17 protein-coding genes and 2 tRNA genes are annotated in these 22,113 nt (G+C 50.2%); 13 read left to right on the top strand and 6 right to left on the bottom strand.

Going from position 1 to position 22,113, the window contains the following annotated elements:
- Window positions 1-56 precede the first annotated feature (56 nt).
- From prpB to GEV47_RS13425, 8 genes are all read left to right on the top strand, one after another.
- Window positions 57-944, top strand: a complete 888-nt coding sequence (prpB, locus tag GEV47_RS13460; RefSeq protein ID WP_153235268.1) for a methylisocitrate lyase — start codon at window positions 57-59, stop codon at window positions 942-944.
- A gap of 184 nt (window positions 945-1,128) precedes the next feature.
- Window positions 1,129-2,280 (top strand): bifunctional 2-methylcitrate synthase/citrate synthase, encoded by a 1,152-nt coding sequence (gene prpC / locus GEV47_RS13455; protein WP_153235267.1) that lies wholly within the window; start codon window positions 1,129-1,131, stop codon window positions 2,278-2,280.
- A 100-nt stretch (window positions 2,281-2,380) separates the two neighbouring features.
- Window positions 2,381-4,975 (top strand): Fe/S-dependent 2-methylisocitrate dehydratase AcnD, encoded by a 2,595-nt coding sequence (gene acnD / locus GEV47_RS13450; RefSeq protein WP_153235266.1) that lies wholly within the window; start codon window positions 2,381-2,383, stop codon window positions 4,973-4,975.
- A 15-nt stretch (window positions 4,976-4,990) separates the two neighbouring features.
- A complete protein-coding gene (gene prpF, locus GEV47_RS13445; RefSeq protein WP_153235265.1) occupies window positions 4,991-6,193 on the top strand; it encodes a 2-methylaconitate cis-trans isomerase PrpF in 1,203 nt (400 codons plus the stop codon).
- Between the two features lie 112 nt (window positions 6,194-6,305).
- Window positions 6,306-6,785 (top strand): pantetheine-phosphate adenylyltransferase, encoded by a 480-nt coding sequence (gene coaD / locus GEV47_RS13440; protein WP_153235264.1) that lies wholly within the window; start codon window positions 6,306-6,308, stop codon window positions 6,783-6,785.
- A gap of 743 nt (window positions 6,786-7,528) precedes the next feature.
- Entirely contained in the window at window positions 7,529-9,109 is a 1,581-nt protein-coding gene (locus GEV47_RS13435) for an isocitrate lyase (RefSeq protein ID WP_153235263.1), read from the top strand.
- A gap of 222 nt (window positions 9,110-9,331) precedes the next feature.
- On the top strand, window positions 9,332-11,857 hold the full coding sequence (locus GEV47_RS13430; RefSeq protein WP_153235262.1) for an ABC transporter permease: 2,526 nt from the start codon (window positions 9,332-9,334) through the stop codon (window positions 11,855-11,857).
- A 203-nt stretch (window positions 11,858-12,060) separates the two neighbouring features.
- Window positions 12,061-12,948, top strand: coding sequence for a pirin family protein (locus GEV47_RS13425; protein ID WP_153235261.1), 888 nt, complete (start codon window positions 12,061-12,063; stop codon window positions 12,946-12,948).
- A 15-nt stretch (window positions 12,949-12,963) separates the two neighbouring features.
- Here the strand turns inward: GEV47_RS13425 and GEV47_RS13420 are convergent, their stop codons facing one another.
- The 5 genes from GEV47_RS13420 to GEV47_RS13400 all read right to left on the bottom strand — a co-directional run bounded on the left by GEV47_RS13420 (window position 12,964) and on the right by GEV47_RS13400 (window position 16,710).
- Window positions 12,964-13,302: an antibiotic biosynthesis monooxygenase family protein gene (locus tag GEV47_RS13420; RefSeq protein WP_153235260.1), complete on the bottom strand. Its 339-nt coding sequence runs from the start codon at window positions 13,300-13,302 to the stop codon at window positions 12,964-12,966.
- 19 nt (window positions 13,303-13,321) lie between these two features.
- A complete protein-coding gene (locus tag GEV47_RS13415) occupies window positions 13,322-14,368 on the bottom strand; it encodes a quinone-dependent dihydroorotate dehydrogenase (RefSeq protein WP_322741644.1) in 1,047 nt (348 codons plus the stop codon).
- 161 nt (window positions 14,369-14,529) lie between these two features.
- Window positions 14,530-15,261, bottom strand: coding sequence for an arginyltransferase (locus GEV47_RS13410; protein WP_153235258.1), 732 nt, complete (start codon window positions 15,259-15,261; stop codon window positions 14,530-14,532).
- Window positions 15,262-15,373: 112 nt separating this feature from the next.
- The gene (gene aat / locus GEV47_RS13405; protein WP_153235257.1) at window positions 15,374-16,102 is read right to left on the bottom strand and encodes a leucyl/phenylalanyl-tRNA--protein transferase; all 729 of its coding nucleotides are present in this window, start codon (window positions 16,100-16,102) and stop codon (window positions 15,374-15,376) included.
- A gap of 17 nt (window positions 16,103-16,119) precedes the next feature.
- Window positions 16,120-16,710 carry an NUDIX hydrolase gene (locus tag GEV47_RS13400; RefSeq protein WP_153235256.1) on the bottom strand — a complete coding sequence of 197 codons (591 nt, stop codon included), beginning with the start codon at window positions 16,708-16,710 and terminating at the stop codon, window positions 16,120-16,122.
- 151 nt (window positions 16,711-16,861) lie between these two features.
- On the opposite strand from GEV47_RS13400, the gene GEV47_RS13395 reads away from it, so the two are divergent.
- Window positions 16,862-16,938: transfer RNA gene (locus tag GEV47_RS13395), tRNA-Met, on the top strand.
- 71 nt (window positions 16,939-17,009) lie between these two features.
- Window positions 17,010-17,086 (top strand) — tRNA-Met (locus tag GEV47_RS13390).
- Here GEV47_RS13390 and GEV47_RS13385 read toward each other — a convergent pair.
- Window positions 17,043-18,635 carry a recombinase family protein gene (locus GEV47_RS13385; RefSeq protein WP_153235656.1) on the bottom strand — a complete coding sequence of 531 codons (1,593 nt, stop codon included), beginning with the start codon at window positions 18,633-18,635 and terminating at the stop codon, window positions 17,043-17,045. The genes GEV47_RS13390 and GEV47_RS13385 overlap by 44 nt on opposite strands.
- 337 nt (window positions 18,636-18,972) lie before the next feature.
- Between GEV47_RS13385 and GEV47_RS13380 the strand changes: the two genes are divergently transcribed.
- From GEV47_RS13380 to GEV47_RS13370, 3 genes are read left to right on the top strand one after another with little or no spacing between them, the layout of a single operon-like run.
- Window positions 18,973-20,316 carry a type VI secretion system Vgr family protein gene (locus tag GEV47_RS13380; RefSeq protein WP_153235255.1) on the top strand — a complete coding sequence of 448 codons (1,344 nt, stop codon included), beginning with the start codon at window positions 18,973-18,975 and terminating at the stop codon, window positions 20,314-20,316.
- A complete protein-coding gene (locus GEV47_RS13375; protein WP_153235254.1) occupies window positions 20,313-21,509 on the top strand; it encodes a glycoside hydrolase family 19 protein in 1,197 nt (398 codons plus the stop codon). Before GEV47_RS13380 ends, GEV47_RS13375 begins: the two co-directional genes overlap by 4 nt.
- 8 nt (window positions 21,510-21,517) lie before the next feature.
- Window positions 21,518-22,051 carry a hypothetical protein gene (locus GEV47_RS13370; RefSeq protein WP_153235253.1) on the top strand — a complete coding sequence of 178 codons (534 nt, stop codon included), beginning with the start codon at window positions 21,518-21,520 and terminating at the stop codon, window positions 22,049-22,051.
- The last annotated feature ends 62 nt before the right edge of the window (window positions 22,052-22,113 follow it).

Here is a 22,113-nt window from a genome sequence, read left to right as displayed (position 1 = left end):
GAAATTCCCGTGCAGACGTCTGCATGAAACAAATTCGCAATCCATCAGGAGAAGATATGAGCCAATATTCCGCAGGTGCTGCCTTTCGCAAAGCCGTACAAGAAGAGTCCCCGCTGCAAGTGATCGGCGCGATCAACGCAAATCACGCATTGCTGGCCAAACGCGCCGGTTTCAAGGCGATTTACTTGTCCGGCGGCGGTGTTGCAGCTGGTTCGCTTGGCTTACCCGATCTCGGCATCTCCAATCTGGACGACGTGTTGACTGACGTGCGTCGCATCACCGATGTCTGCGATCTGCCTTTACTGGTCGATGTGGATACCGGTTTCGGCGCCAGCGCTTTCAATGTTGCGCGTACTGTTAAAGCTATGATCAAGTTTGGCGCGGCAGCGATCCATATCGAAGATCAGGTCGGTGCCAAGCGCTGCGGCCATCGTCCGAACAAGGAAATCGTCAGCAAACAGGAAATGGTTGACCGTATCAAGGCCGCAGTCGATGCCCGTACCGACGACAATTTCGTGATTATGGCGCGGACCGACGCGCTAGCAGTCGAAGGGCTGGAATCGGCACTGGATCGTGCAATGGCCTGCGTTGAAGCGGGCGCTGACATGATCTTCCCGGAAGCGATTACCGAGCTGGCGATGTATAAGCAGTTTGCCGCTGCCGTCAAAGTGCCGGTGCTGGCTAACATCACCGAATTTGGTGCTACGCCGTTGTTTACTGTAGAAGAGTTGAAGTCAGCCGATGTCGGCCTGGTGCTGTATCCGCTGTCGGCGTTCCGTGCAATGAACAAGGCTGCAGAAAACGTGTACACCGCAATTCGTCGCGACGGCACGCAAAAAAATGTGGTCGACACCATGCAGACGCGCATGGAACTGTACGACCGGATCAATTATCACACTTTCGAACAGCATCTGGATGCTCTGTTTGCAGCCCAGAAAAAATAAAGGAAGCCTCGATTAAGCTACTGCGCGAATCAAGTTCGGGGCTGCGATGCTCGACGTACATTCGTACGACTGCGCTTCTCGGCCCGAACTTGAACCGCTCGCTACGCTTGCTCAGAGCTTCCTCTACTTAATTGTAGTTTCTAAAAAACCTTTACATTGATTCCCTTCCGTCAGGAGACTAAAAATGAGTGAAGCACAAGTACCCGCATTCAAGCCCAAAAAATCCGTCGCGCTGTCTGGTGTGACCGCAGGTAACACTGCACTGTGTTCCGTCGGCAAAACCGGCAACGATCTGCATTACCGTGGTTATGACATTCTGGATATCGCTGACACCTGCGAATTCGAGGAAATCGCCTATCTGCTGGTACACGGCAAGTTGCCGAATGCCGCCGAACTCAAGGGTTACAAGGCTAAACTGAAATCTTTGCGCGGCTTGCCAGCTAGCGTCAAGGCCGCGCTGGAAGCGCTGCCTGCGGCATCGCATCCGATGGACGTGATGCGCACCGGTGTCTCGGCGCTCGGCTGTACGCTGCCTGAGAAAGATGATCACAATGCGCCGGGCGCACGCGATATCGCTGACCGCTTGATGGCGTCATTCGGCTCCATGCTGCTGTACTGGTATCACTTCAGCACCAACGGCAAGCGCATCGACGTCGAAACTGACGACGATTCCATCGGCGGCCATTTCCTGCACCTGCTACATGGCGTGAAGCCATCGGTCTCATGGGAAAAAGCGATGCACGTTTCGCTGATCCTGTACGCGGAACACGAATTCAATGCATCCACCTTTACCAGTCGCGTGATTGCCGGTACAGGCTCTGATTTCTACTCTGCCATCACCGGCGCAATCGGCGCCTTGCGCGGCCCGAAACACGGCGGCGCGAATGAAGTGGCATTGGAAATCCAGAAGCGTTACAACAGTCCGGATGAAGCCGAAGCAGACATTCGAAGCCGGGTAGAGAACAAGGAAGTCGTGATCGGTTTTGGCCACCCTGTGTACACCGTATCCGATCCGCGCAACAAGGTCATCAAGGAAGTGGCGCGCCAGTTGTCGGTGGATGCGGGTTCGACCGCGATGTTCGACATCGCCGAACGTCTGGAAACCGTGATGTGGGAAGTCAAGAAAATGTTTCCGAATCTGGATTGGTTCTCGGCTGTCTCGTATCACATGATGGGCGTGCCGACTGCGATGTTTACGCCGTTGTTCGTGATTTCCCGTACTTCGGGCTGGGCCGCGCACGTGATCGAGCAGCGTATCGACAACAAGATCATTCGCCCGTCCGCAAACTACGTCGGCCCGGATAATCTGGTGTTTGTGCCGATCGCAAAACGTTGATTATTCAAGGCAGCTTCTAAAAACGCCGTCATCCCCGCGTGCGCGGGAATGACGGCATCTATTTTTTGCCCTGAGCCTTACCTCCTTTCCCGACTGAGCCATGAACACAGCAAACCGTAAACCCTTACCCGGCACCAAGCTGGATTTTTTCGACACACGTGCCGCAGTCGATGCCATCCGGCCTGGCGCCTACGATAAACTGCCATACACGTCGCGCGTGCTGGCCGAAAACCTGGTGCGCCGTTGCGACCCTGCGACCTTGACCGACTCACTGAAACAGTTCATCGAGCGCAAGCGCGACCTCGATTTTCCCTGGTTCCCGGCACGTGTGGTTTGCCATGACATTTTGGGCCAGACCGCACTGGTTGACCTCGCGGGCCTGCGTGACGCGATTGCCCTTCAGGGCGGAGACCCTGCTCTGGTCAATCCGGTGGTGCCAACGCAGCTTGTAGTGGATCACTCGCTGGCGGTTGAATGCGGCGGTTTCGACCCGGACGCGTTCGACAAGAACCGCGCCATCGAAGACCGTCGTAACGAAGACCGCTTTGACTTCATCAACTGGACCAAAAAGGCCTTCAAGAACGTCGACGTAATCCCGCCGGGTAACGGCATCCTGCACCAGATTAACCTTGAGCGCATGTCGCCGGTAATACAAGTGAAAGATGGCGTTGCCTTCCCGGATACGCTGGTCGGTACCGACAGCCACACTCCGATGGTGGATGCGCTGGGCGTGATCGCCATTGGCGTCGGCGGCCTGGAAGCAGAAAGCGTGATGTTGGGACGTGCTTCGTGGATGCGTCTGCCGGATATCATCGGCGTTGAGCTGAGCGGCAAACCGCAGCCAGGCATCACGGCAACCGATATCGTGCTGGCGCTGACCGAGTTCTTGCGTGCGCAAAAGGTCGTGTCCTCTTATCTCGAATTCTACGGTGAAGGCGCTTCCCATCTGACGCTGGGCGATCGCGCGACCATTTCCAACATGGCGCCGGAGTTCGGCTCCACCGCTGCGATGTTTTACATTGACGAGCAAACTATCAAATACCTGAAGCTCACCGGCCGCGACGATGCGCTGGTCAAGCTGGTTGAAATCTACGCCAAGGAAACCGGTCTATGGGCTGATAGCCTGAAGAACGCCGAGTACGAACGCGTCATCAAGTTCGATTTATCCTCCGTAGTGCGTAACATTGCCGGACCATCCAACCCGCACAATCGCGTGCCGACTTCGGAACTGGCTGCACGCGGCATTAGCGGTACAGTGGAAAACGAACCGGGCCTGATGCCGGACGGCGCGGTGATCATCGCCGCTATCACCAGCTGCACCAACACCAACAATCCGCGCAACATGATTGCCGCCGGTCTGTTGGCGCGTAATGCGAATGCGCGTGGCCTCGGCCGCAAGTCGTGGGTAAAGAGCTCGCTGGCGCCAGGTTCCAAGACGGTTGCGCTGTATCTGGAAGCTGCCGGACTGCTGCCTGAACTGGAAACACTGGGCTTTGGTGTGGTGGCTTTTGCCTGCACCACATGTAACGGCATGAGCGGTGCGCTCGATCCTGTTATCCAGAAGGAAGTGGTGGAGCGCGATTTGTACGCCACCGCCGTCCTTTCTGGCAACCGTAACTTCGACGGTCGTATCCATCCCTACGCCAAGCAGGCCTTCCTGGCCTCGCCGCCGCTGGTGGTGGCCTACGCGATTGCCGGTACCATCCGCTTCGACATTGAGAAAGATATCCTGGGTATCGACGCCGATGGCCATCCTGTGACACTGAAAGACATCTGGCCGTCGGATGAAGAAATCGACGCCGTCGTCGCCGCCAGCGTCAAGCCAGAGCTGTTCCGCAAAGTCTATGAGCCGATGTTTGCTGTAGTCGCCGATAACGGCGAGAAAGTCAGCCCGTTGTACGACTGGCGTCCACAGACCACTTATATCCGTCGTCCGCCATACTGGGAAGGCGCATTGGCGGGCGAGCGCACGATGAAAGGCATGCGCCCGCTGGCGGTGTTGGGGGATAACATCACCACAGATCACCTGTCACCGTCGAACGCCATCATGCTCGATAGCGCAGCGGGTGCGTATCTGGCCAAGATGGGTTTGCCTGAGGAAGACTTCAACTCCTATGCCACTCATCGCGGCGATCATCTCACTGCTCAGCGTGCTACCTTTGCTAATCCCACGTTGAAAAATGAAATGGTGCAGGAAAATGACAAAGTGAAAGCAGGTTCGCTGACGCGCATTGAGCCGGACGGCAAGATCAGTCGCATGTGGGAAGCCATCGAAATCTACATGGAACGTAAACAGCCACTGATCGTGATTGCTGGCGCCGATTACGGACAGGGCTCCTCACGTGACTGGGCTGCCAAAGGCGTACGTCTGGCAGGCGTGGAGGCCATTGTGGCTGAAGGTTTTGAGCGCATCCATCGTACCAATCTGGTCGGCATGGGCGTGTTGCCACTGGAGTTCAAGTCTGGCATCAACCGTATCACACTGAACATTGACGGTACTGAAACCTTCGACGTGATTGGTGAACGCACACCGCGTGCGACGCTGACGCTGGTGATCAATCGCAAGAACGGTGAACGGGTGGAAGTGCCAGTGACTTGTCGCCTCGATACGGCTGAGGAAGTGTCGATCTACGAAGCCGGTGGCGTGTTGCAGCGCTTCGCTCAGGACTTCCTCGAATCATCAACGGCTGCCTGAACAGGACAACACTAAATGACTCACACTTTTACTCACCTACCTCAAATCAAGATTGCCGCCACCTACATGCGTGGCGGTACCAGCAAAGGTGTGTTCTTCCGCCTGCAAGACTTACCCGAAGCCGCGCAGGTAGCCGGTGCTGCGCGCGATGCATTGCTATTGCGTGTCATCGGCAGCCCAGACCCTTACGGCAAACAGATTGATGGCATGGGCGGGGCGACCTCAAGCACCAGCAAGACCGTGATTCTGTCCAAGAGCAGTAAGCCAGATCACGATGTCGATTACCTGTTCGGTCAGGTCGCCATCGATAAAGCATTTGTCGATTGGAGCGGCAACTGCGGCAATCTGTCAGCTGCGGTTGGCTCATTTGCCATTGCTAGCGGTCTGATTGATGCCAGTCGCATTCCGCAAAACGGCATGGCGACGGTGCGTATCTGGCAGGCGAATATCGGAAAAACCATCATCGCGCATGTGCCCGTCACCAACGGCGCTGTGCAGGAAACCGGCGACTTCGAACTCGACGGTGTCACATTCCCGGCGGCGGAAGTGCAACTTGAATTCATGGCACCAGCAGCCGACGAAGACGGCGAGGGCGGATCAATGTTCCCGACGGGGAATCTGGTTGACGACCTCGAAGTCCCGGGTGTTGGCACGCTCAAAGTCACCATGATCAATGCCGGCATTCCGACCATCTTCGTGAACGCAGAAGCAATCGGTTACACCGGCACTGAATTACAGGATGCGATCAACAGCGATGCCGAGGCATTAGCCAAATTTGAGACCATTCGTGCGTATGGTGCATTGCGCATGGGCCTCATCAAGCAGCTCGATGAGGCAGCCAATCGCCAGCACACGCCGAAAGTAGCTTTCGTCGCCAAGCCAGCCAGCTACGTTTCTTCCAGCGGCAAGCAGGTCATCGCTGGCGATATCGACTTGCTGGTACGCGCTATGTCTATGGGCAAGTTGCATCACGCCATGATGGGCACGGCAGCGGTCGCTATCGGCACCGCCGCAGCGATCCCAGGCACGCTGGTGAATCTTGCCGCTGGCGGTGGTGCGAAAACTGCGGTGCGCTTCGGCCACCCTTCAGGGACCTTGCGGGTGGGGGCGGAAGCCAGCCAGGCAGGCGGCGAATGGAGTGTAACGAAAGCCATCATGAGCCGCAGCGCCCGGGTGCTGATGGAGGGATGGGTGCGCGTGCCTGGCGACGCGTTCTGAGTAGCTATACTGACGCTGGCAGCGCACCTGCCAGCGCGTATGAATTCGTGACTGACAGCTTTGCTGGAATTGCGATTTATGGAACAACATCCATTTTGATTGGAAGAAAGCAATGATTACAGCTATTTATCCCGGGACATTTGATCCGTTCACGCGCGGTCATGAAGATTTGGTGCGTCGCGCATCGGGATTATTTGACCGGGTGATAGTCGGCGTCGCCGACAGCAAAAAAAAGAAGCCATTCTTTACGCTTGAAGAGCGTTTGGCGATCACTAGTGAAGAGCTCGGACATTATGCCAATGTACAGGTCGAAAGTTTTTCTGGATTACTAAGTGACCTCGTCCGTGCTCATGATGCTCAGGTCATCGTAAGGGGATTGCGGGCTGTCTCCGATTTCGAATTCGAATTCCAGATGGCTGGAATGAATCGCTGTCTGATACCCCAGGTAGAGACATTGTTCTTGACGCCATCGGATCAATTCCAGTTCATCTCCGGCACCATCGTGCGTGAAATTGCCATCCTTGGGGGCGATGTGTCGAAATTTGTATTTCCGTCGGTGGTCGCAAGGTTTAACGCGAAGTTGCGCGGTTGAACAAATCAAAATAGTAACTGATGTTACGCAGAACCATAATCCGCTCACCGTCATTCCCGCGAACGCGGGAATCCATTTTACGTAATGCAAAGCGACGCTGACATCCTGTCTGATAGTACGCGAGGACGTTGTATATAGTCGTCACTTCAGATTGGATTAAGTAAGTCTACATACTTATACGGACCTACTTAAGTAGTATGGATACCCGCGTTCGCGGGAATGACGGTGGGCGTAACATCAGATAGTAAATCAAATGCGCTGTATCCCAAGAGCTTATCCCGGCAGGTCTTCCTTGGCACCTGCGAACAACTCGTGCCTTAGTATCAAACGACTTTTTCTCCAAAATCGTCAGTTCTGACGATTCAATTCAATCATCTAAATCATTACGCAGAATTCGCGGCCCGCTGCTGTCGGTTCTTGCTGGCAGCAAATTGATATTCCACAATACGAAAAATTAATTTCACATTATGGAAAATGAGCGCGAGATAAATCAGAAATTCTGATTCATTTTTTTGAAATTTAATTTCATATCGCAAAAAACAATACATAAGTAATTGAAAATAAACGTATTAATTTAAGTTATGTGTCTTATATAAGACATGGTGCATGCCAACAAAAACGGCTATTATTTCTCCATGCAGTTTGCTTCGATTTCACCACCGTGGTTTTCGTACGAGAGTGAACAGATGTACCAACACTCAATACGTTTTTCTTAAACTTACTTTATTATCAAGGATATACACATGTCACAATATCAAGACGACATCAAAGCCATTACCGGTCTAAAAGACAAAGAAGGTAGTGCGTGGAACGCCATTAATCCTGAGTCTGCTGCACGTATGCGCGCCCAGAACAGATTCAAAACCGGCCTGGATATCGCCAGGTACACTGCCAAGATCATGCGTGATGACATGGCAAATTACGACGCTGACTCGTCCAAATACACGCAGTCTTTGGGTTGCTGGCACGGTTTTATCGGACAACAGAAGATGATTTCCATTAAGAAGCACTTCAATAACACCGACCGTCGTTACTTGTACCTGTCCGGCTGGATGGTCGCTGCGCTACGCTCAGAATTCGGCCCGTTGCCTGATCAATCCATGCACGAGAAGACTGCCGTTGCCGACCTGATCCGAGAGCTGTATACATTCTTGCGTCAAGCCGATGCACGCGAACTAGGCGGCTTATTCCGTCAATTAGACGCTGCTCAAGGCGCTGCCAAGCAAGCGATCCAGGAAAAAATTGATAACCACATCACCCACGTCGTGCCTATCATTGCTGATATCGATGCTGGCTTCGGTAATGCTGAAGCGACCTACCTGATGGCTAAGCAGATGATTGAAGCGGGTGCATGCTGTATCCAGATCGAAAACCAGGTTTCCGATGAAAAGCAGTGCGGCCATCAAGACGGTAAAGTAACTGTTCCTCACGAAGATTTCCTCGCGAAGATCCGTGCTGTACGTTACGCGTTCCTTGAGCTGGGTGTAGACGACGGTGTAATCGTTGCGCGTACCGACTCATTGGGTGCCGGTCTGACCAAGCAAATCGCGGTAACGCGTGAGCCAGGCGATTTAGGCGATCAATACAACTCCTTCCTGGACGTTGAAGAAGTTTCTACCGAATCCATGAGCAACGGTGACGTTGTCATCAAGCGCGATGGCAAGCTGCTTCGCCCTAAGCGTTTGCCAAGTAACTTGTTCCAGTTCCGCGCCGGTACTGGTGAAGAGCGCTGTGTATTGGATTGCATTACATCGCTGCATAACGGTGCCGACTTACTGTGGATCGAAACTGAGAAGCCACACATTGCTCAAATCGGCGGTATGGTCAAAGCGATCCGTAAAGTTATTCCAAATGCCAAGCTGGTTTACAACAATAGCCCATCATTCAACTGGACGCTGAACTTCCGTCAACAAATTTTCGACCTGATGAAAAGCGAAGGCAAAGACGTTTCTGCTTACGAACGCTCCGCACTGATGAGCGTTGAATACGACGGCACTGAATTGGCAATTGCCGCCGATGAAAAAATCCGCACTTTCCAAGCAGATTCTGCGCGTGAAGCTGGCATCTTCCATCATCTGATTACTCTGCCGACTTATCACACTGCTGCATTGTCGACTGATAACCTCGCTAAAGAATACTTTGGCGACCAAGGTATGTTGGGTTATGTTGCAGGTGTTCAGCGCAAGGAAATCCGTCAGGGTATCGCTTGTGTCAAGCATCAGAACATGGCCGGCTCGGATATCGGCGATGATCACAAAGACTACTTCAGCGGTGAAGCTGCTTTGAAAGCGTCTGGTAAAGACAACACGATGAATCAGTTCTGATAACTGAATCCAGTGTGAAAAAAGCTCGCTACGGCGAGCTTTTTTTTGGGGGGAGCAAGAGGGTGATGGAGCAACAGTTACGCTCGCCCAGCAATTTCCCGTTCTAACCTCTGTTTTGCGCGACTCCACATCTATTCTCTTTCTGATATTCTTTGCCTAGGCACAGCAAGCCTCGTGCTCGTCTGCGCTATCCATTGAAGCCTAAGTTCTGAAGGAAATCCCATGATTTTGCAGTCCCTCCGCATGACGCAACGCGATTGGCGTGCCGGTGAATTACGTTTTTTACTGGTGGCTTTGATCGTCGCAGTTGCTGCATTATCATCGGTGGGATTTTTTGTCGACAGGATGCGTGCTGGTTTGACGCGTGATGCGCATCAATTATTAGGTGCGGATTTGTTGGTCGCCGCCGATCAACCGATTAATCCGGAGTGGCGTAGTGAAGCGCAACGGCGCGGTTTGACGTTGGCTGATACGGTGGTTTTTCCAAGCATGGCGCTAGCCGGCGACGGCGATAACAGCCGCTCACAATTAGCCTCGTTAAAAGCCGTTTCAAACGACTATCCCTTGCGCGGCAATCTCAGTATCAGCGATCGACTCAATGGCAAAGATATTGTCACGCACAACATTCCTGCAACGGGTACGGTGTGGGTCGATCCCAATATACTTTCTGCGCTTAACGTCAAGATTGGTGATCCGCTGAAACTGGGTGATCGCAGTTTCACTATCGCCAGTATTTTGTCGAACGAACCTGATCGCGGTAGTGGCTTCGTCAATTTTTCGCCGCGCGTGATGCTGGCGATGGATGACCTGGAATCGACACACCTGATTCAGGATGGCTCGCGCGTCACCTATCGCTTGTTGATCGCCGGGTCAACACCGCAAGCATTGCAACAGATTCAACCTTTTCAACAATGGATAGAAGCGGCCATCGCTCGCGATAATCTCAAAGGCATACGTATAGAATCACTGGAAACCGGACGTCCGGAAATGCGTGCGACGCTGGATAGGGCAGAACAATTTTTGTCTTTGGTCGGCTTGTTATCAGCAATGTTGGCAGCGGTCGCCGTGGCAATGGCGGCACGGCGTTTCATGCTACGTCATCTGGATGCTTGTGCCATGCTGCGTTGTTTGGGAATGACGCAAAATCAGGTGACTCAGCTGTATGTGCTGGAATTTTTATTGATCGGTTTGATCGGCAGCATACTCGGCGTATTGCTAGGTTACGTGGCGCATTTTGTGTTGCTGGCATCGCTGGCCAAGTTTGTGGCAACTGATTTACCCACCGCTAGTTTTGTCCCTGCATGGCAAGGTATTGCTACCGGATTGGTGTTGTTGATCGGCTTCGCTTTACCGCCGATTCTGCAATTGCGCAATGTGCCGCATAACCGTGTAATTCGACGCGAACAGGACGCGCCGCAACCCATGGTATTGGCGACGTATGGTTTGGGTACATTGGCTTTTATCGGTTTGTTGTTGTGGCAGGCTGGCGATCTTAAATTGGGCTTGTTGACTGCCTTGGGTTTTCTCGGCGGTTTCGCCGTATTCGCGTTGGTTTCCTGGCTGGCATTGAAGTCTTTACGCTTCCTGCGTAGCAGTTTAAAACATCCTAGCTGGCGTTTTGCGCTGACTGGTTTGCAACGTCGTCCCGGTGCCACCATTGTGCAGATAGTCGCGTTGGCCTTGGGATTGATGGCGTTGTTATTGCTGACGGTAATACGTGGCGATCTGGTTGGCGCGTGGCGACAGTCGACTCCACCCGATGCGCCGAATCGTTTTGTAATCAATATCCAACCCGAGCAGCGCACGGATATTACACAGCACTTGACGGCACTGGACGTGTCGCAGCCGACTTTATACCCGATGATACGTGGCCGTTTAACTGCGGTGAACGGTCAGCCGATTACGGCGGATACGTACAAAGAAGATCGCGCGAAACGCTTGGTCGAACGCGAATTCAATTTGTCGACCATGCACGATGTGCCGCCGAAAAATACCATTACTGCAGGTGCATGGTTCAAGGATCAAGGTAATGACCAGCAGCCCGAAGCATCGGTGGAAGAGGGTTTGGCCAAAACGCTGAATTTGAAATTGGGCGATAAGTTGCAGTTCGATATTGCCGGTCAATTAGTAACTGCACCGATTACCAGTTTACGCACATTGGAATGGGGCTCGATGCAGGTGAATTTCTTCGTCATTCTTAATCCCAAAATGATGACGGATATGCCGCAAACCTGGATTACTGCTTTCCATTTGCCGGAAAAATCAGTTGTACAAGCCAACCAGCTTACACGCGACTTCCCTAACCTTACCGTAGTGGATGTTGGTAGTATCATCAAACAATTGCAAGAAGTCGTAGATCAAGTTGTCGCCGCAGTTGAGTTTCTGTTTTTGTTCACATTGGTGTCAGGTGTGCTGGTGCTCTATGCTGCATTGCTTAGCTCGCAAGACGAGCGTAAACGCGAAGCCGGCTTGCTACGTGCGTTAGGTGCGACACGTAGCCAGCTATCCCATGCGCAATGGATAGAGTTTGCCCTGATAGGTAGTCTGGCTGGATTTCTGGCAGCCAGCGGTGCGGCGGCAATCGGTTGGGCGTTGGCGCATTTTGTGTTTAACTTTACCTGGACATTTAGCCCGTTGATTTGGTTGGCAGGTATGGCGATAGGTGCGGTTTGCACTTTTGTTGGTGGCTGGATCAGCTTGCGTAGCGTGTTGTCGCAACCGCCATTGCAAACTTTGCGTGAGGCTTAGATTGCTGTTGATGTGCAGAGCAGAGGTAGGTAAAGCATGTTCTGCTCACGGTCTTTTGACGTAGATCTCGACAATAGGGTTATCTCTGAGCGACGATTTTTGAGCTCAATTTCTTTCGTTTTGTACTGCGCCGGATTGTGAGCAGAACATGCTTTACCTACATCTGCTCTGTGCAAATATCGGTGAACATTAAAGGAACTATCATGAGCAGCATTCTGCATCGCATACAAGGCCAGACCCGCGACATCGGTTTTCCTGTTAAACGTTTGCTCCCCGCTATGGCGGCACGCATGGTCGGTCCGTTTGTATTTTTCGATCATATGGGGCCGATGGTGTTTGCAGAGCAAGGCACCGAAGGTGACGTGCGACCACATCCGCATATTGGATTGGCGACGGTGACTTATCTTTTTTCCGGTGCGTTAATGCACCGTGACAGCCTCGGCAGTGTGCAGCGCATCACACCGGGTGACGTTAACTGGATGTCCGCCGGTTGTGGCATTGTTCATTCGGAGCGGATCCCTGAAGATATTCGCACTCAGCACGTGCCGGTGCAAGGGATACAAATGTGGATAGGTTTGCCGCTGGCAGAAGAAGAAAGTGCGCCCGGTTTCTGGCATTATCCTGCGGCCGATTTACCGCGTGTTGCAACTGTGGGCGTCACAGTGCATGTTTTGGCTGGTCAGGCGTTCGGCCAACAATCGCCGGTCAAGACAAACAGCCCGACGCTGTATGCAGCGATCAACATGGAAGCGGATGCGCAAATAGACATCGCGAAAGATTACGCCGAACGCGCACTGTATGTGGTCGATGGTGCCATCAGCGTTGATGGCGAAGTGGTAGAGGCTGGAACTTTGGTAGTGCTTAGGACGGATATCATCGTCAATGTGATTGCTCAGAATGCCAGCCGATTGATGTTGTTAGGCGGCGCACCATTGGACGGTGGTGCGCGCTTTGTCTGGTGGAATTTTGTGGCGAGCTCAAAAGAAAAAATAGAAGCAGCGAAATTAGCCTGGGCAACGCAAGAGCACACGTTTTTTCCACCAGTACCGGGTGAGAGTGAATTTATTCCGCTTCCTGAATCTAAGCTCTAGTCCTAAGCTCCAGTATTAAGCTCTAGTATTACTCCACGCCCGCTCCACCAACGCGACGCGTATTTCATAGTGTTCATACCAATCGCGTTTGCCACTTTCTTGCGCAACGCGATGCTCTGCATTTACGCGCCAATGGGAAATGGCCTCGCGATTTTCCCAGTATGAAACGGTGATGCCAAAGCCTTTTTCATCACGCACACTTTCAACACCTAAATAACCCGGCATCGTCGCAGCAAGTTCGACCATGCGATCTGCCGTATCGCCATAGCCATTCTCAACTGCAGTACGAAGTGATGTGAAAATAACTGCGTAATACGGCGGTTTTGGTGTTTTGGCAAAATCGCTATCGGACATCTATCTTCTCCTGATTAAATTATCGTTTCAAAGCTTTCGCACATTCGTTGATCAATGTCGGGCCGCGATAAATCAAGCCACTGTATAGCTGTACCAGCGATGCTCCCGCCGCAATTTTGCTGACTGCATTGGCACCATTCAAAATCCCTCCGACACCGATAATCGGTATCGCATCGCCTAACTCGGCATGTAATTGGCGCACCACGTTGTTGGATAATTCAAAGACCGGAGCACCGGATAAACCACCAGCTTCGCTTTCATAACGCAACCCTTGCACAGCGTCGCGGGTGATCGTGGTGTTGGTGGCGATGACACCATCCATTTTGTGACGTAACAGCGCGTCGGCAATATTCTTGATTTGCTCTGCATCGATATCCGGTGCAATTTTCAGGACGATTGGAACGTAACGCTTATGCTGATCGGCTAGTTGTTGTTGTGTTTGTTTTAATTGAGACAACAGTGCGTCCAGCTCCGACGCACCTTGCAATTGACGCAGGTTTTTAGTGTTGGGCGAAGAGATGTTCACCGTGACATAACTGGCGTAAGGATAAACTTTTTCGAGGCAGTGCAGATAATCGCTGGCAGCATCTTCTATCGCTGTGGCAGCATTTTTACCAATATTCAGACCTAATACGCCACCGTGTATTTTTTGTTCCTGATAAAACCTGGACGATTGCACATTCTTCACAAAGGCATCGACACCACCATTGTTAAAGCCCATGCGATTAATGATGGCGTTGGCTTCAGGCAGACGGAACATGCGCGGGCGTGGATTGCCAGGCTGAGCTTTTGGCGTGACCGTGCCGATTTCAATGGAGCCAAAACCTAACGCTGCCAAGCCGTCAATATACGAGCCATCTTTATCCAGACCCGCTGCTAGCCCGATTGGATTGGGGAAAGTGATCCCCATCACGGTACGCGGATCGGCAGCGGGTTTAGGTAACAAGCTGGTAAGGCCAAGCGCAGCCGCTTGACGCAATGCTGGCAAAGTCAGATTGTGAGCAGCTTCAGGATCTAATGAAAACAGGATGGGACGGGCGAGGGAGTACAAAAATGAGGAAGGCACGATGGTATATGCGCTGAATGAAGCCAGCTGAAAATAGGAGAACGCTTATTTTACACGGATGGGAACTGCCTAAAAACCTCTTAGATGTGTAGTACATCTTTGTCTTATGCTTTTACGGGGTGCGGCGATACGTTTAATCTAAACGGTTTTTAGACTGTAGTTTACGTTGCAATTAGGGCATTCCATTCGCCATGTCGTAAGGCTTCCAACGGCTTGAAGTTGATTTTGTAGGCCATTTTTCCGCTGTCTTTGATCCAATATCCCAGATAAAGATAGGGTAATTCCAGCTGCCTTGCTTGTCTTATTTGCCACAAAACATTGTATGTGCCGAAAGAGGCACCGGTTTCATCGGGATCGTAAAAAGTGTAAACCGAAGACAAGCCATCATTGAGGATGTCGATAATGCTGACCATGCGTAAAGTGCCGTCCGGTTCGCGGAATTCGACCAGCCGTGTATTGACTTTACTTTGCAATAAAAATTGTGCGTATTGATCGCGGCTATCCTGATCCATGCCACCACCAGCGTGGCGCGCGGTTTGATAGCGTAGATACAGATCGTAATGTTCATGCACATAGGCCAGCTTGGTGACCAATGCTGTCAAATGCCGATGTTTGTCCCAGGCGCGACGCTGGCTGCGATTCGGTTTGAAATCATTGACTAGAGTACGTACAGGCGTGCAGGCCTGACAACCATCGCAATAAGGGCGATAGGTGAAAACGCCGCTGCGTCGAAAACCGGTTTTAACTAATTCAGAATACACGTCTGCGTTAATCACATGCGACGGAGTTGCCACTTGCGAGCGCGCCATCCTGTTGTCCAGATAACTACATGGATAGGGAGCAGTGGCATAAAACTGTAAGGCCGAAAACGGCAAATCTTTTAGGTGCGTCATGGTTGCTCACATGGTGGTTTCATCTGACCTAAGTGACATTCATAATTTACACTGTTTGCCATATTTTGGGCAGTGGTAATTAAATCTTAGTCACTAAAATTAATCACCAATATCAATCGGTAAATAATGCTAATGGCTGCCAATCCTCTATCTGTGGATAATTAATTGCCTGTCGCAAGTGGCAGATAAATTCAACACGCGAAATCGGTGCGCCTCCCAGCGATGCCAAGTGCGGCGTTTCTTGCTGACAGTCGATCAAGGTGACACCATGTTGTCGCAAAAAATGCACCAGATAAACCAGTGCAATTTTGGAGGCATCGGTGACGCGTGCAAACATGGATTCACCGTAAAACATGCGACCTATACTGACGCCATAAGCGCCACCAACCAATGCGCCATCACACCAGACTTCAATCGAATGGGCATAGCCGAGGCGATGCAAGCTGCAATAACCACGGACGATGTCATCAGAAATCCAGGTGCCATGACCATCGCGGCGCGGCGCGGCGCAAGCGCGCATGACCTGCTCGAAAGCGCTATCAAAACGTATCTGCCAACGTTGATCGGTTAATCTGCTGTGTTCTACTTTGCGTAAGGTTTTTTTGAGGCTGGCAGAAATGCGCAGCCGTTCCGTATGCAACACCATGCGTGGATCGGTGCTCCACCACAGAATGGGCTGACTTTCAGAAAACCACGGGAAGATACCGTGCCGATAAGCGTTAAGCAAACGTTGCGGTGACAAGTCCGCACCAGCGGCCAGCAATCCCGCTGCACCATCTTCGTCACGCAGTGCTTCAGAGACATCAGGGAAGGGCGTATCCGGCTCTAACCAAGGAATCATGATCGTGGCTGACAGGTTTAGTCTGGTTCAACGGAGCGCATCGATTTATAAATAGCATGCGTGTGCAACTGGAAAGCAGCGCCGTTGGCGTTATTTGCTCTTGCTGATTTCAAATCATCGAAAAAAGATCGCAAGGTATAAGTCACAGTAGGAAAGGCAATTTCGTCCCAAGGGATTTGCGCTTCCGTAAATAAAGCTACTTCCAGACTTTCAGTGCCGGCAGCATAGTCAAGGTCGAGCAGGGTGGCGCGGTAAAACAAGTGCACCTGGTGCACTCGGGGTACATCGACCATAGCAAACAATTCATGTAGTTCTATGCGTGCGCCAGCTTCTTCCTCAGTTTCGCGACGCGCTGCTGCGTCTGTGGTTTCGTCGTTCTCCATGAAGCCAGCGGGTAGCGTCCAATAACCATAACGCGGTTCGATTGCGCGTTTGCAGAGCAGAATTTTCAATTCGTTATCGCGCTCCCACACTGGAATCGTGCCTATCACCATCTTCGGATTTTGATAATGAATAACGCCGCAATTGTCGCAAACATAGCGTGGACGATTGTCGTCAGGCGGAATTTTCAGGCTGACAGGATGCGCACATTCGGAGCAAAATTTCATAGGCGGTAGATGACGCTTGAGTGAGAAATAAGTGGAGTAAACGGAGCAAAATACTGAAGCAACCACAGTGTATCACCGCATAAGATATCTTCCCTATCGTAGATCTTCATTGCATTATTACAAAAAATCATGTATAGTTTCACTCTTCAGACGCGGGGTGGAGCAGTCTGGCAGCTCGTCGGGCTCATAACCCGAAGGTCGTAGGTTCAAATCCTGCCCCCGCAACCAGATTTAAAGTGTCAGCATAGTGATTTTATGTGCTGACATTGTTTTTTAAGAATGTAGTAAGAAAGTTCAGACGCGGGGTGGAGCAGTCTGGCAGCTCGTCGGGCTCATAACCCGAAGGTCGTAGGTTCAAATCCTGCCCCCGCAACCACCGTTGTAGACGTAGACGGATCAGATACTAGTTTTAGTAACTGATCCGTTTTCGTTTGTGCCCATACTTCATTCCCTTGTAGCTCAATTTGCATTTTTCCGAAAATATTACGCAAAATTGTGTGTGCAGCGGGCTTGTTGTCTTGTAGTGCAGAAGATAAGTTTGCCAATATACTTTTAAATAGACTGCTGATATCAGGTGTTACAGCTTTTTTGTTGTCAGCATACGTTTCAATTGTCCGTTGTATGGTATCGCGCTCTGCCTCTACTAGCTTTAAACGATTTGCTAGGGCAGCAGAAATCCCAATAGTTGCAATGGCATCTACCATCCGTGTTACTTCGTCATTTAGCTGGGCTAAGCGATTTTGACTTATTTTTAGGTCATCTTTATAGCTTGAAAGCTTTTCTTCTAGTACGCGATTGAATGTTTGCTCGAATTCGGCTGCAGCGGCCGGAGATAGCAAATCATCGCGAACGACAGACAATAATCGTTTTTCAACTGTTTCTCTTGAGATTGAAAAGCCAGAGCAAACTGCTGATCCTCTATTCATAGCCGCATTACACCCATAGCGAGTTGCATTTATAGCAATTACCGTCGCACCGCAATGCGGACAGAGTAACAACCCACCAAACAGTGTGCTGCTCGGACGACGTTCCTGCTTGCGTCCAGATTTATTTCGACCATAGTCAATTCGTAGCCTAACTTCTCCCCAAAGTTGATCGTCAATGATTCTTAACTCTGGGTTGTCTCCATGTTGCCACTCATCTTCAGGACGTTCAGTGCGTTGGCGCTTCCCTGTGTCAGGATCTTTAATCCATTGGGATCTATTCCATACGTATTTCCCGATGTATAAAGAATTGTTTAAGATGCCACTACCTTTAACTGGGCTACCGTACAGTGCAGAGACGCACCAAGTCCCACCTCTTGCTGATGGCACGCCTAGCCGATTAAGTTCATGCGCCATTCGATGAATACCATCACCTGACGCATAGTGTTCAAATATCCATCGTATCCATTTTGCTTGCGCTTCGTTGATTTGGTATTTGCTACCTTCTTCGGTTTTAATTAGATCGTAGCCGTAAGATTTGCCACCAGCGACAAATCCGCGATCTACCTGTCCTGATTGCCCTCGATGTGTTTTATGTCGTAAATCATCCAGATAAAGTTCATTGATCAAACCACGAACGCCGCGCATTATCTTGCGTGCGCTGTGCTTGGAATCGTAGCCGTCTGCAACGCAGATAATACGGATTCCTCGATGTTCCAAGCGCCGAACGATCCGCTCTTGTTCTACCTGGTCGCGTGAAAGGCGGTCAAGCCCTTCTAGAAGTAGTATTTGAAACCGGCCAGCCAATGCATCAGCTAGCAGCGCATTACCTCCCGTTCGGGAGCTAACTGCGGTACTGCCAGAGATTGCAAAATCGGTATATGTGGAAACAACAGTAATTCCTTCTTTCTCGGCACGCACTTGGCAGACCCGAACTTGATCCTCAATGGAGGCTTCGCTCTGTTTATCCGTACTATACCGAGCGTAAATTGTTGCTTTCATTCAGAAAATTCCTTTGTTTGTATTTCTTCGTTCTCTGGGAACTGTGTATTCAACCAGTCTGTGACCGTTTTTGATGCCAATAAATGAATTAACGATGCGAGTGCTGCTTGCTGGGTAATCATCTGACCATCCTAAAATCCGTATCGTTTACGGTTTTATTATTTTTCATAGGTCTCTTTCAGTCATAAAAATTCGTGGGTACGATCGGCGCTCGCCCAATTACCGTCAATGTCCTTGGCGATATATTTAGCGATGTGATTAGCAACGCTAGATTTCCCAACTTCGAGCACGGCGCGGTAGAGGTCGGCAACGCAAGCGGAAGATTCAGTGCAGGTATATGGCCATCGTCGATTTCATCGGCGGCAATCCGGATCTCCCGATCATTATCGGCGCCGTCAACAACCAAAATAATCTGCCGCCATGGAATTTGCCCAGCCAGCAAGCGTTATCCGGCATACGCTCCCGCGAGTTTAGCGACAATGGCGGCAACAGCGCTAACGGGCGCAGCAACCATTTGATCCTCGACGACACGCAAGACAAAATTCAGGCGCAATTTAAAAGTGATCATCAGCACAGCCAAATCAGTCTGGGACATATCGCCAGAATTGAAGACAACGCCGGACGCAAGGATGAACGCGGCGAAGGGTTGGAAGCACGCACCGATGGCGCAGCAGTGGTGCGCGCAGCCAAGGGATTATTACTGAGTACCGATGGTCGCAACAAGGCAGTAGGCGGGATGCTCAGCCGTGAAGAACTGATCAATGGTTTAGAACAAGCCTTAAACATTGCCAAAAGCCTGGGGCAAGCAGCAGCCGCCCATGAAGGCAGCCCACGCGACGCCGATCCACAGCAAGGTTTAACGCAAGCGGTCGAAGCGCTTGGTCATGGTGTTGGTGATGAAGTCAATGCAAAAAGCAATGCGACTGCCGGCCAACCCATCATTGCCATGAGCGCTCCCGCCGGTATTGCCAGCGCCACGCCGAAAGATCAAACGCATTACGCCGGTCAACACATCGACACCGTTGCTGGTGCCAATCAGCAACATTATGCGATGGGTGACATTTTGCACGCTGCTGGCAAAAACATCGAAAGTTTTGCGGTCGATGGTGATATCCGGCAGATTGCCAACAAAGGGAAAGTCATCCATCAGGCGCAACATAATACGATGGAATACACCGCCGATAAAACACTGTCGATGACATCAGTAAACGATGGCGCCACCATCAGCGGCAAGAAGTACATCTTGTTGCAAGTCGGTGAAAGCTATATCCGTATGACACCGGACATGATTGTGATTAATGGCCGGATTTTGAAAATGCAGAGTGATGCGCCGAGTTTTACGTCGGCGGTGGGTGGAGCGTTTGTAATGCCACAAATGAATCAAACCAACATAGCGGCGGCACCGGCGGCATATAGCCAACAAATTGATCTTGGAAAAATGGTCTATAACGACCCTGAATTGATTGGCTCATCCTATGAGATATGGGAAACAGGCGACAACGGGAAATTACTGGCGCGAGGAATTTTTGACGAGTATGCGACTTCAGTGCGTGTCTTTACTGAAACGGAGCAAGAGCTCGACATTATATTTGGTGAAAACGAATGGCATTCTTATCACCATGAAGAAAAAACAGAAGATGCAGATGACGACACCACATCAATACAGGAGCAAGACGCATGAGTGACTGGACAGATTTTTTCAAACGCTTTTTGCCACAACCAGATGTTCCCAACGTCGTCATGGTCAGATTCGTCAATCGCTATATTCAGCCTATGGATGACATCAAATACAAAATTGTCTTTGAAGGTCAAGAGCTACAAGGCACAACCACGGTGGAAAACCATAGTGTAGAAGTACATGTGAAGACAACACAGCCCATCAAGGTTTACGCATGGTCGCGCCTTCAAAAAAACTTCAAACTGATTGACACCATCACGCCGAAAATCGGTGAGCCATTGATGGTATATGAGCATATGAAAACGGTGAAGCATAAGGGGAAAACGGAGCGGCATCCACAGAATTCACCGGCTAAGCCCCCAACGCCACCAAAAAAGCCCTTGCCAAAAAAGCCTGCACCGGGACCATCTCCTACAACTGATCAAGGAGCAAAACCGAATGCAAAGAAGAATGCAGATGCTGAACCCATACACGAGCCGGAGCGTCCGGTGTCAGACAAGATTACTGAGTTGCAACTAAAAGCAATTTTTCCCGTTGCAACTAAAGAACATTTGCAAGAGGTCGCGGATGAATTGAATACCGATTTAAAAAAATACAAACTCGATACGGTATTGCGTCGGGCACATTTTTTTGCGCAGGTACATCAAGAGGCCAGCGCCACTCTTGCTGCAAAAGAAGAGAATCTTAACTATAAACCAGATGTTTTAATTTCAAAATTTGGCTACTACGGGAAAAATCCTAAAGAAGCTAAAGAAGATGGTCGAATAGATAATCCAAAAAGCCCTAAAAAGCCATTACAACTTGCAAAACCAGAGGTTATTGCAAATAAAGCATATGGTAACCGTGGGAAAAATGGAAATATTGAATCTGGCGATGGTTGGCGCTATAGAGGGCGCGGGATTTTCCAATTGACACTAAAAGAAAACTATGAAGCATTTGAAAATGAATACAAAACATATTGGGGGGATTCAAGCCCGAATTTTCTAAAAAATCCAGAGAAAGTAAAAGAATTTCCCTACTATATTAGATCAGCGGTTTGGTATTGGCTTCATAACAAAATTTATGAAAAAGCGGACGAAGGTGCAACCGATAAAGCTGTTAATGCAGTTACCAGAGTAGTCAATGGAGCACATATGGATGCAGCTAAAGAACGAAGAGATGCATTCAACAATCTTTCCTATGGAGCCTTCAAATGAGTTTAATCATGAATAAAAAATTGTCAGTTATGACGAAATACTTTTTAATTTTATCTACACTTTATTTTGGCTCGATTTCTTTTGCACAAGCTGAACCAGTAACACTTTGCTCTCCAAATGAGGTTGTATTTTTTTCGTGTCCTCTTGAGAAAAGCAAGAAAATAGTCTCTCTCTGCGAATCCTCAAAAACAGCAAATTTACCTTATCTAGAATATAGATTCGGTACTCCTCAAAAAATTGAGTTGCGTTATAGAGGATTGGAAAACGATATACCTAAAAAATTCAATCGTGTGGAAGTTAATTATGGAAGCAATTCCGATGAGGTTATCTGGTTTAAAAATGACAGCATTAACTATCTTTTGCATTTCCCAATGAGAGAAGGCCCCTTATTAGAAATTATAAAAGACGGTAATTCCATCGCTAATTTTTCCTGTAAAGAAGGCTGGACGAATACAAAAGGTGATCCTGATGCAACATTAACTGCTATAGAAAAACAGGAGGACGGAATTTATGTTGATCTCCAGAAAAAATGGTGGAAATAGAGCTCAAAAACGTATTTGTTAAATTAACTAAACGCGCATATTGTACTTTAAGAAAGAATCAA

The sequence above is a fragment of the Glaciimonas soli genome, from assembly GCF_009497155.1.
Classification (GTDB): domain Bacteria; phylum Pseudomonadota; class Gammaproteobacteria; order Burkholderiales; family Burkholderiaceae_D; genus Glaciimonas; species Glaciimonas soli.
Note: the sequence above shows the minus strand (reverse complement) of the source record. Positions and strands in the feature narration are given on the sequence as shown.

What these genes read in the sequence shown, in the direction of transcription:
- GEV47_RS13420 (WP_153235260.1), bottom strand. Translation starts at nt 13,302, where the DNA reads ATGTCCGATAGCGATTTTGCCAAAACACCAAAACCGCCGTATTACGCA.
- GEV47_RS13385 (WP_153235656.1), bottom strand. Translation starts at nt 18,635, where the DNA reads ATGAAAGCAACAATTTACGCTCGGTATAGTACGGATAAACAGAGCGAA.
- GEV47_RS13425 (WP_153235261.1), top strand. Translation starts at nt 12,061, where the DNA reads ATGAGCAGCATTCTGCATCGCATACAAGGCCAGACCCGCGACATCGGT.
- prpF (WP_153235265.1), top strand. Translation starts at nt 4,991, where the DNA reads ATGACTCACACTTTTACTCACCTACCTCAAATCAAGATTGCCGCCACC.
- GEV47_RS13410 (WP_153235258.1), bottom strand. Translation starts at nt 15,261, where the DNA reads ATGACGCACCTAAAAGATTTGCCGTTTTCGGCCTTACAGTTTTATGCC.
- GEV47_RS13375 (WP_153235254.1), top strand. Translation starts at nt 20,313, where the DNA reads ATGAGTGACTGGACAGATTTTTTCAAACGCTTTTTGCCACAACCAGAT.
- GEV47_RS13370 (WP_153235253.1), top strand. Translation starts at nt 21,518, where the DNA reads ATGAATAAAAAATTGTCAGTTATGACGAAATACTTTTTAATTTTATCT.
- aat (WP_153235257.1), bottom strand. Translation starts at nt 16,102, where the DNA reads ATGATTCCTTGGTTAGAGCCGGATACGCCCTTCCCTGATGTCTCTGAA.
- prpC (WP_153235267.1), top strand. Translation starts at nt 1,129, where the DNA reads ATGAGTGAAGCACAAGTACCCGCATTCAAGCCCAAAAAATCCGTCGCG.
- GEV47_RS13435 (WP_153235263.1), top strand. Translation starts at nt 7,529, where the DNA reads ATGTCACAATATCAAGACGACATCAAAGCCATTACCGGTCTAAAAGAC.
- acnD (WP_153235266.1), top strand. Translation starts at nt 2,381, where the DNA reads ATGAACACAGCAAACCGTAAACCCTTACCCGGCACCAAGCTGGATTTT.
- coaD (WP_153235264.1), top strand. Translation starts at nt 6,306, where the DNA reads ATGATTACAGCTATTTATCCCGGGACATTTGATCCGTTCACGCGCGGT.
- prpB (WP_153235268.1), top strand. Translation starts at nt 57, where the DNA reads ATGAGCCAATATTCCGCAGGTGCTGCCTTTCGCAAAGCCGTACAAGAA.
- GEV47_RS13400 (WP_153235256.1), bottom strand. Translation starts at nt 16,710, where the DNA reads ATGAAATTTTGCTCCGAATGTGCGCATCCTGTCAGCCTGAAAATTCCG.
- GEV47_RS13380 (WP_153235255.1), top strand. Translation starts at nt 18,973, where the DNA reads ATGGCCATCGTCGATTTCATCGGCGGCAATCCGGATCTCCCGATCATT.
- GEV47_RS13430 (WP_153235262.1), top strand. Translation starts at nt 9,332, where the DNA reads ATGATTTTGCAGTCCCTCCGCATGACGCAACGCGATTGGCGTGCCGGT.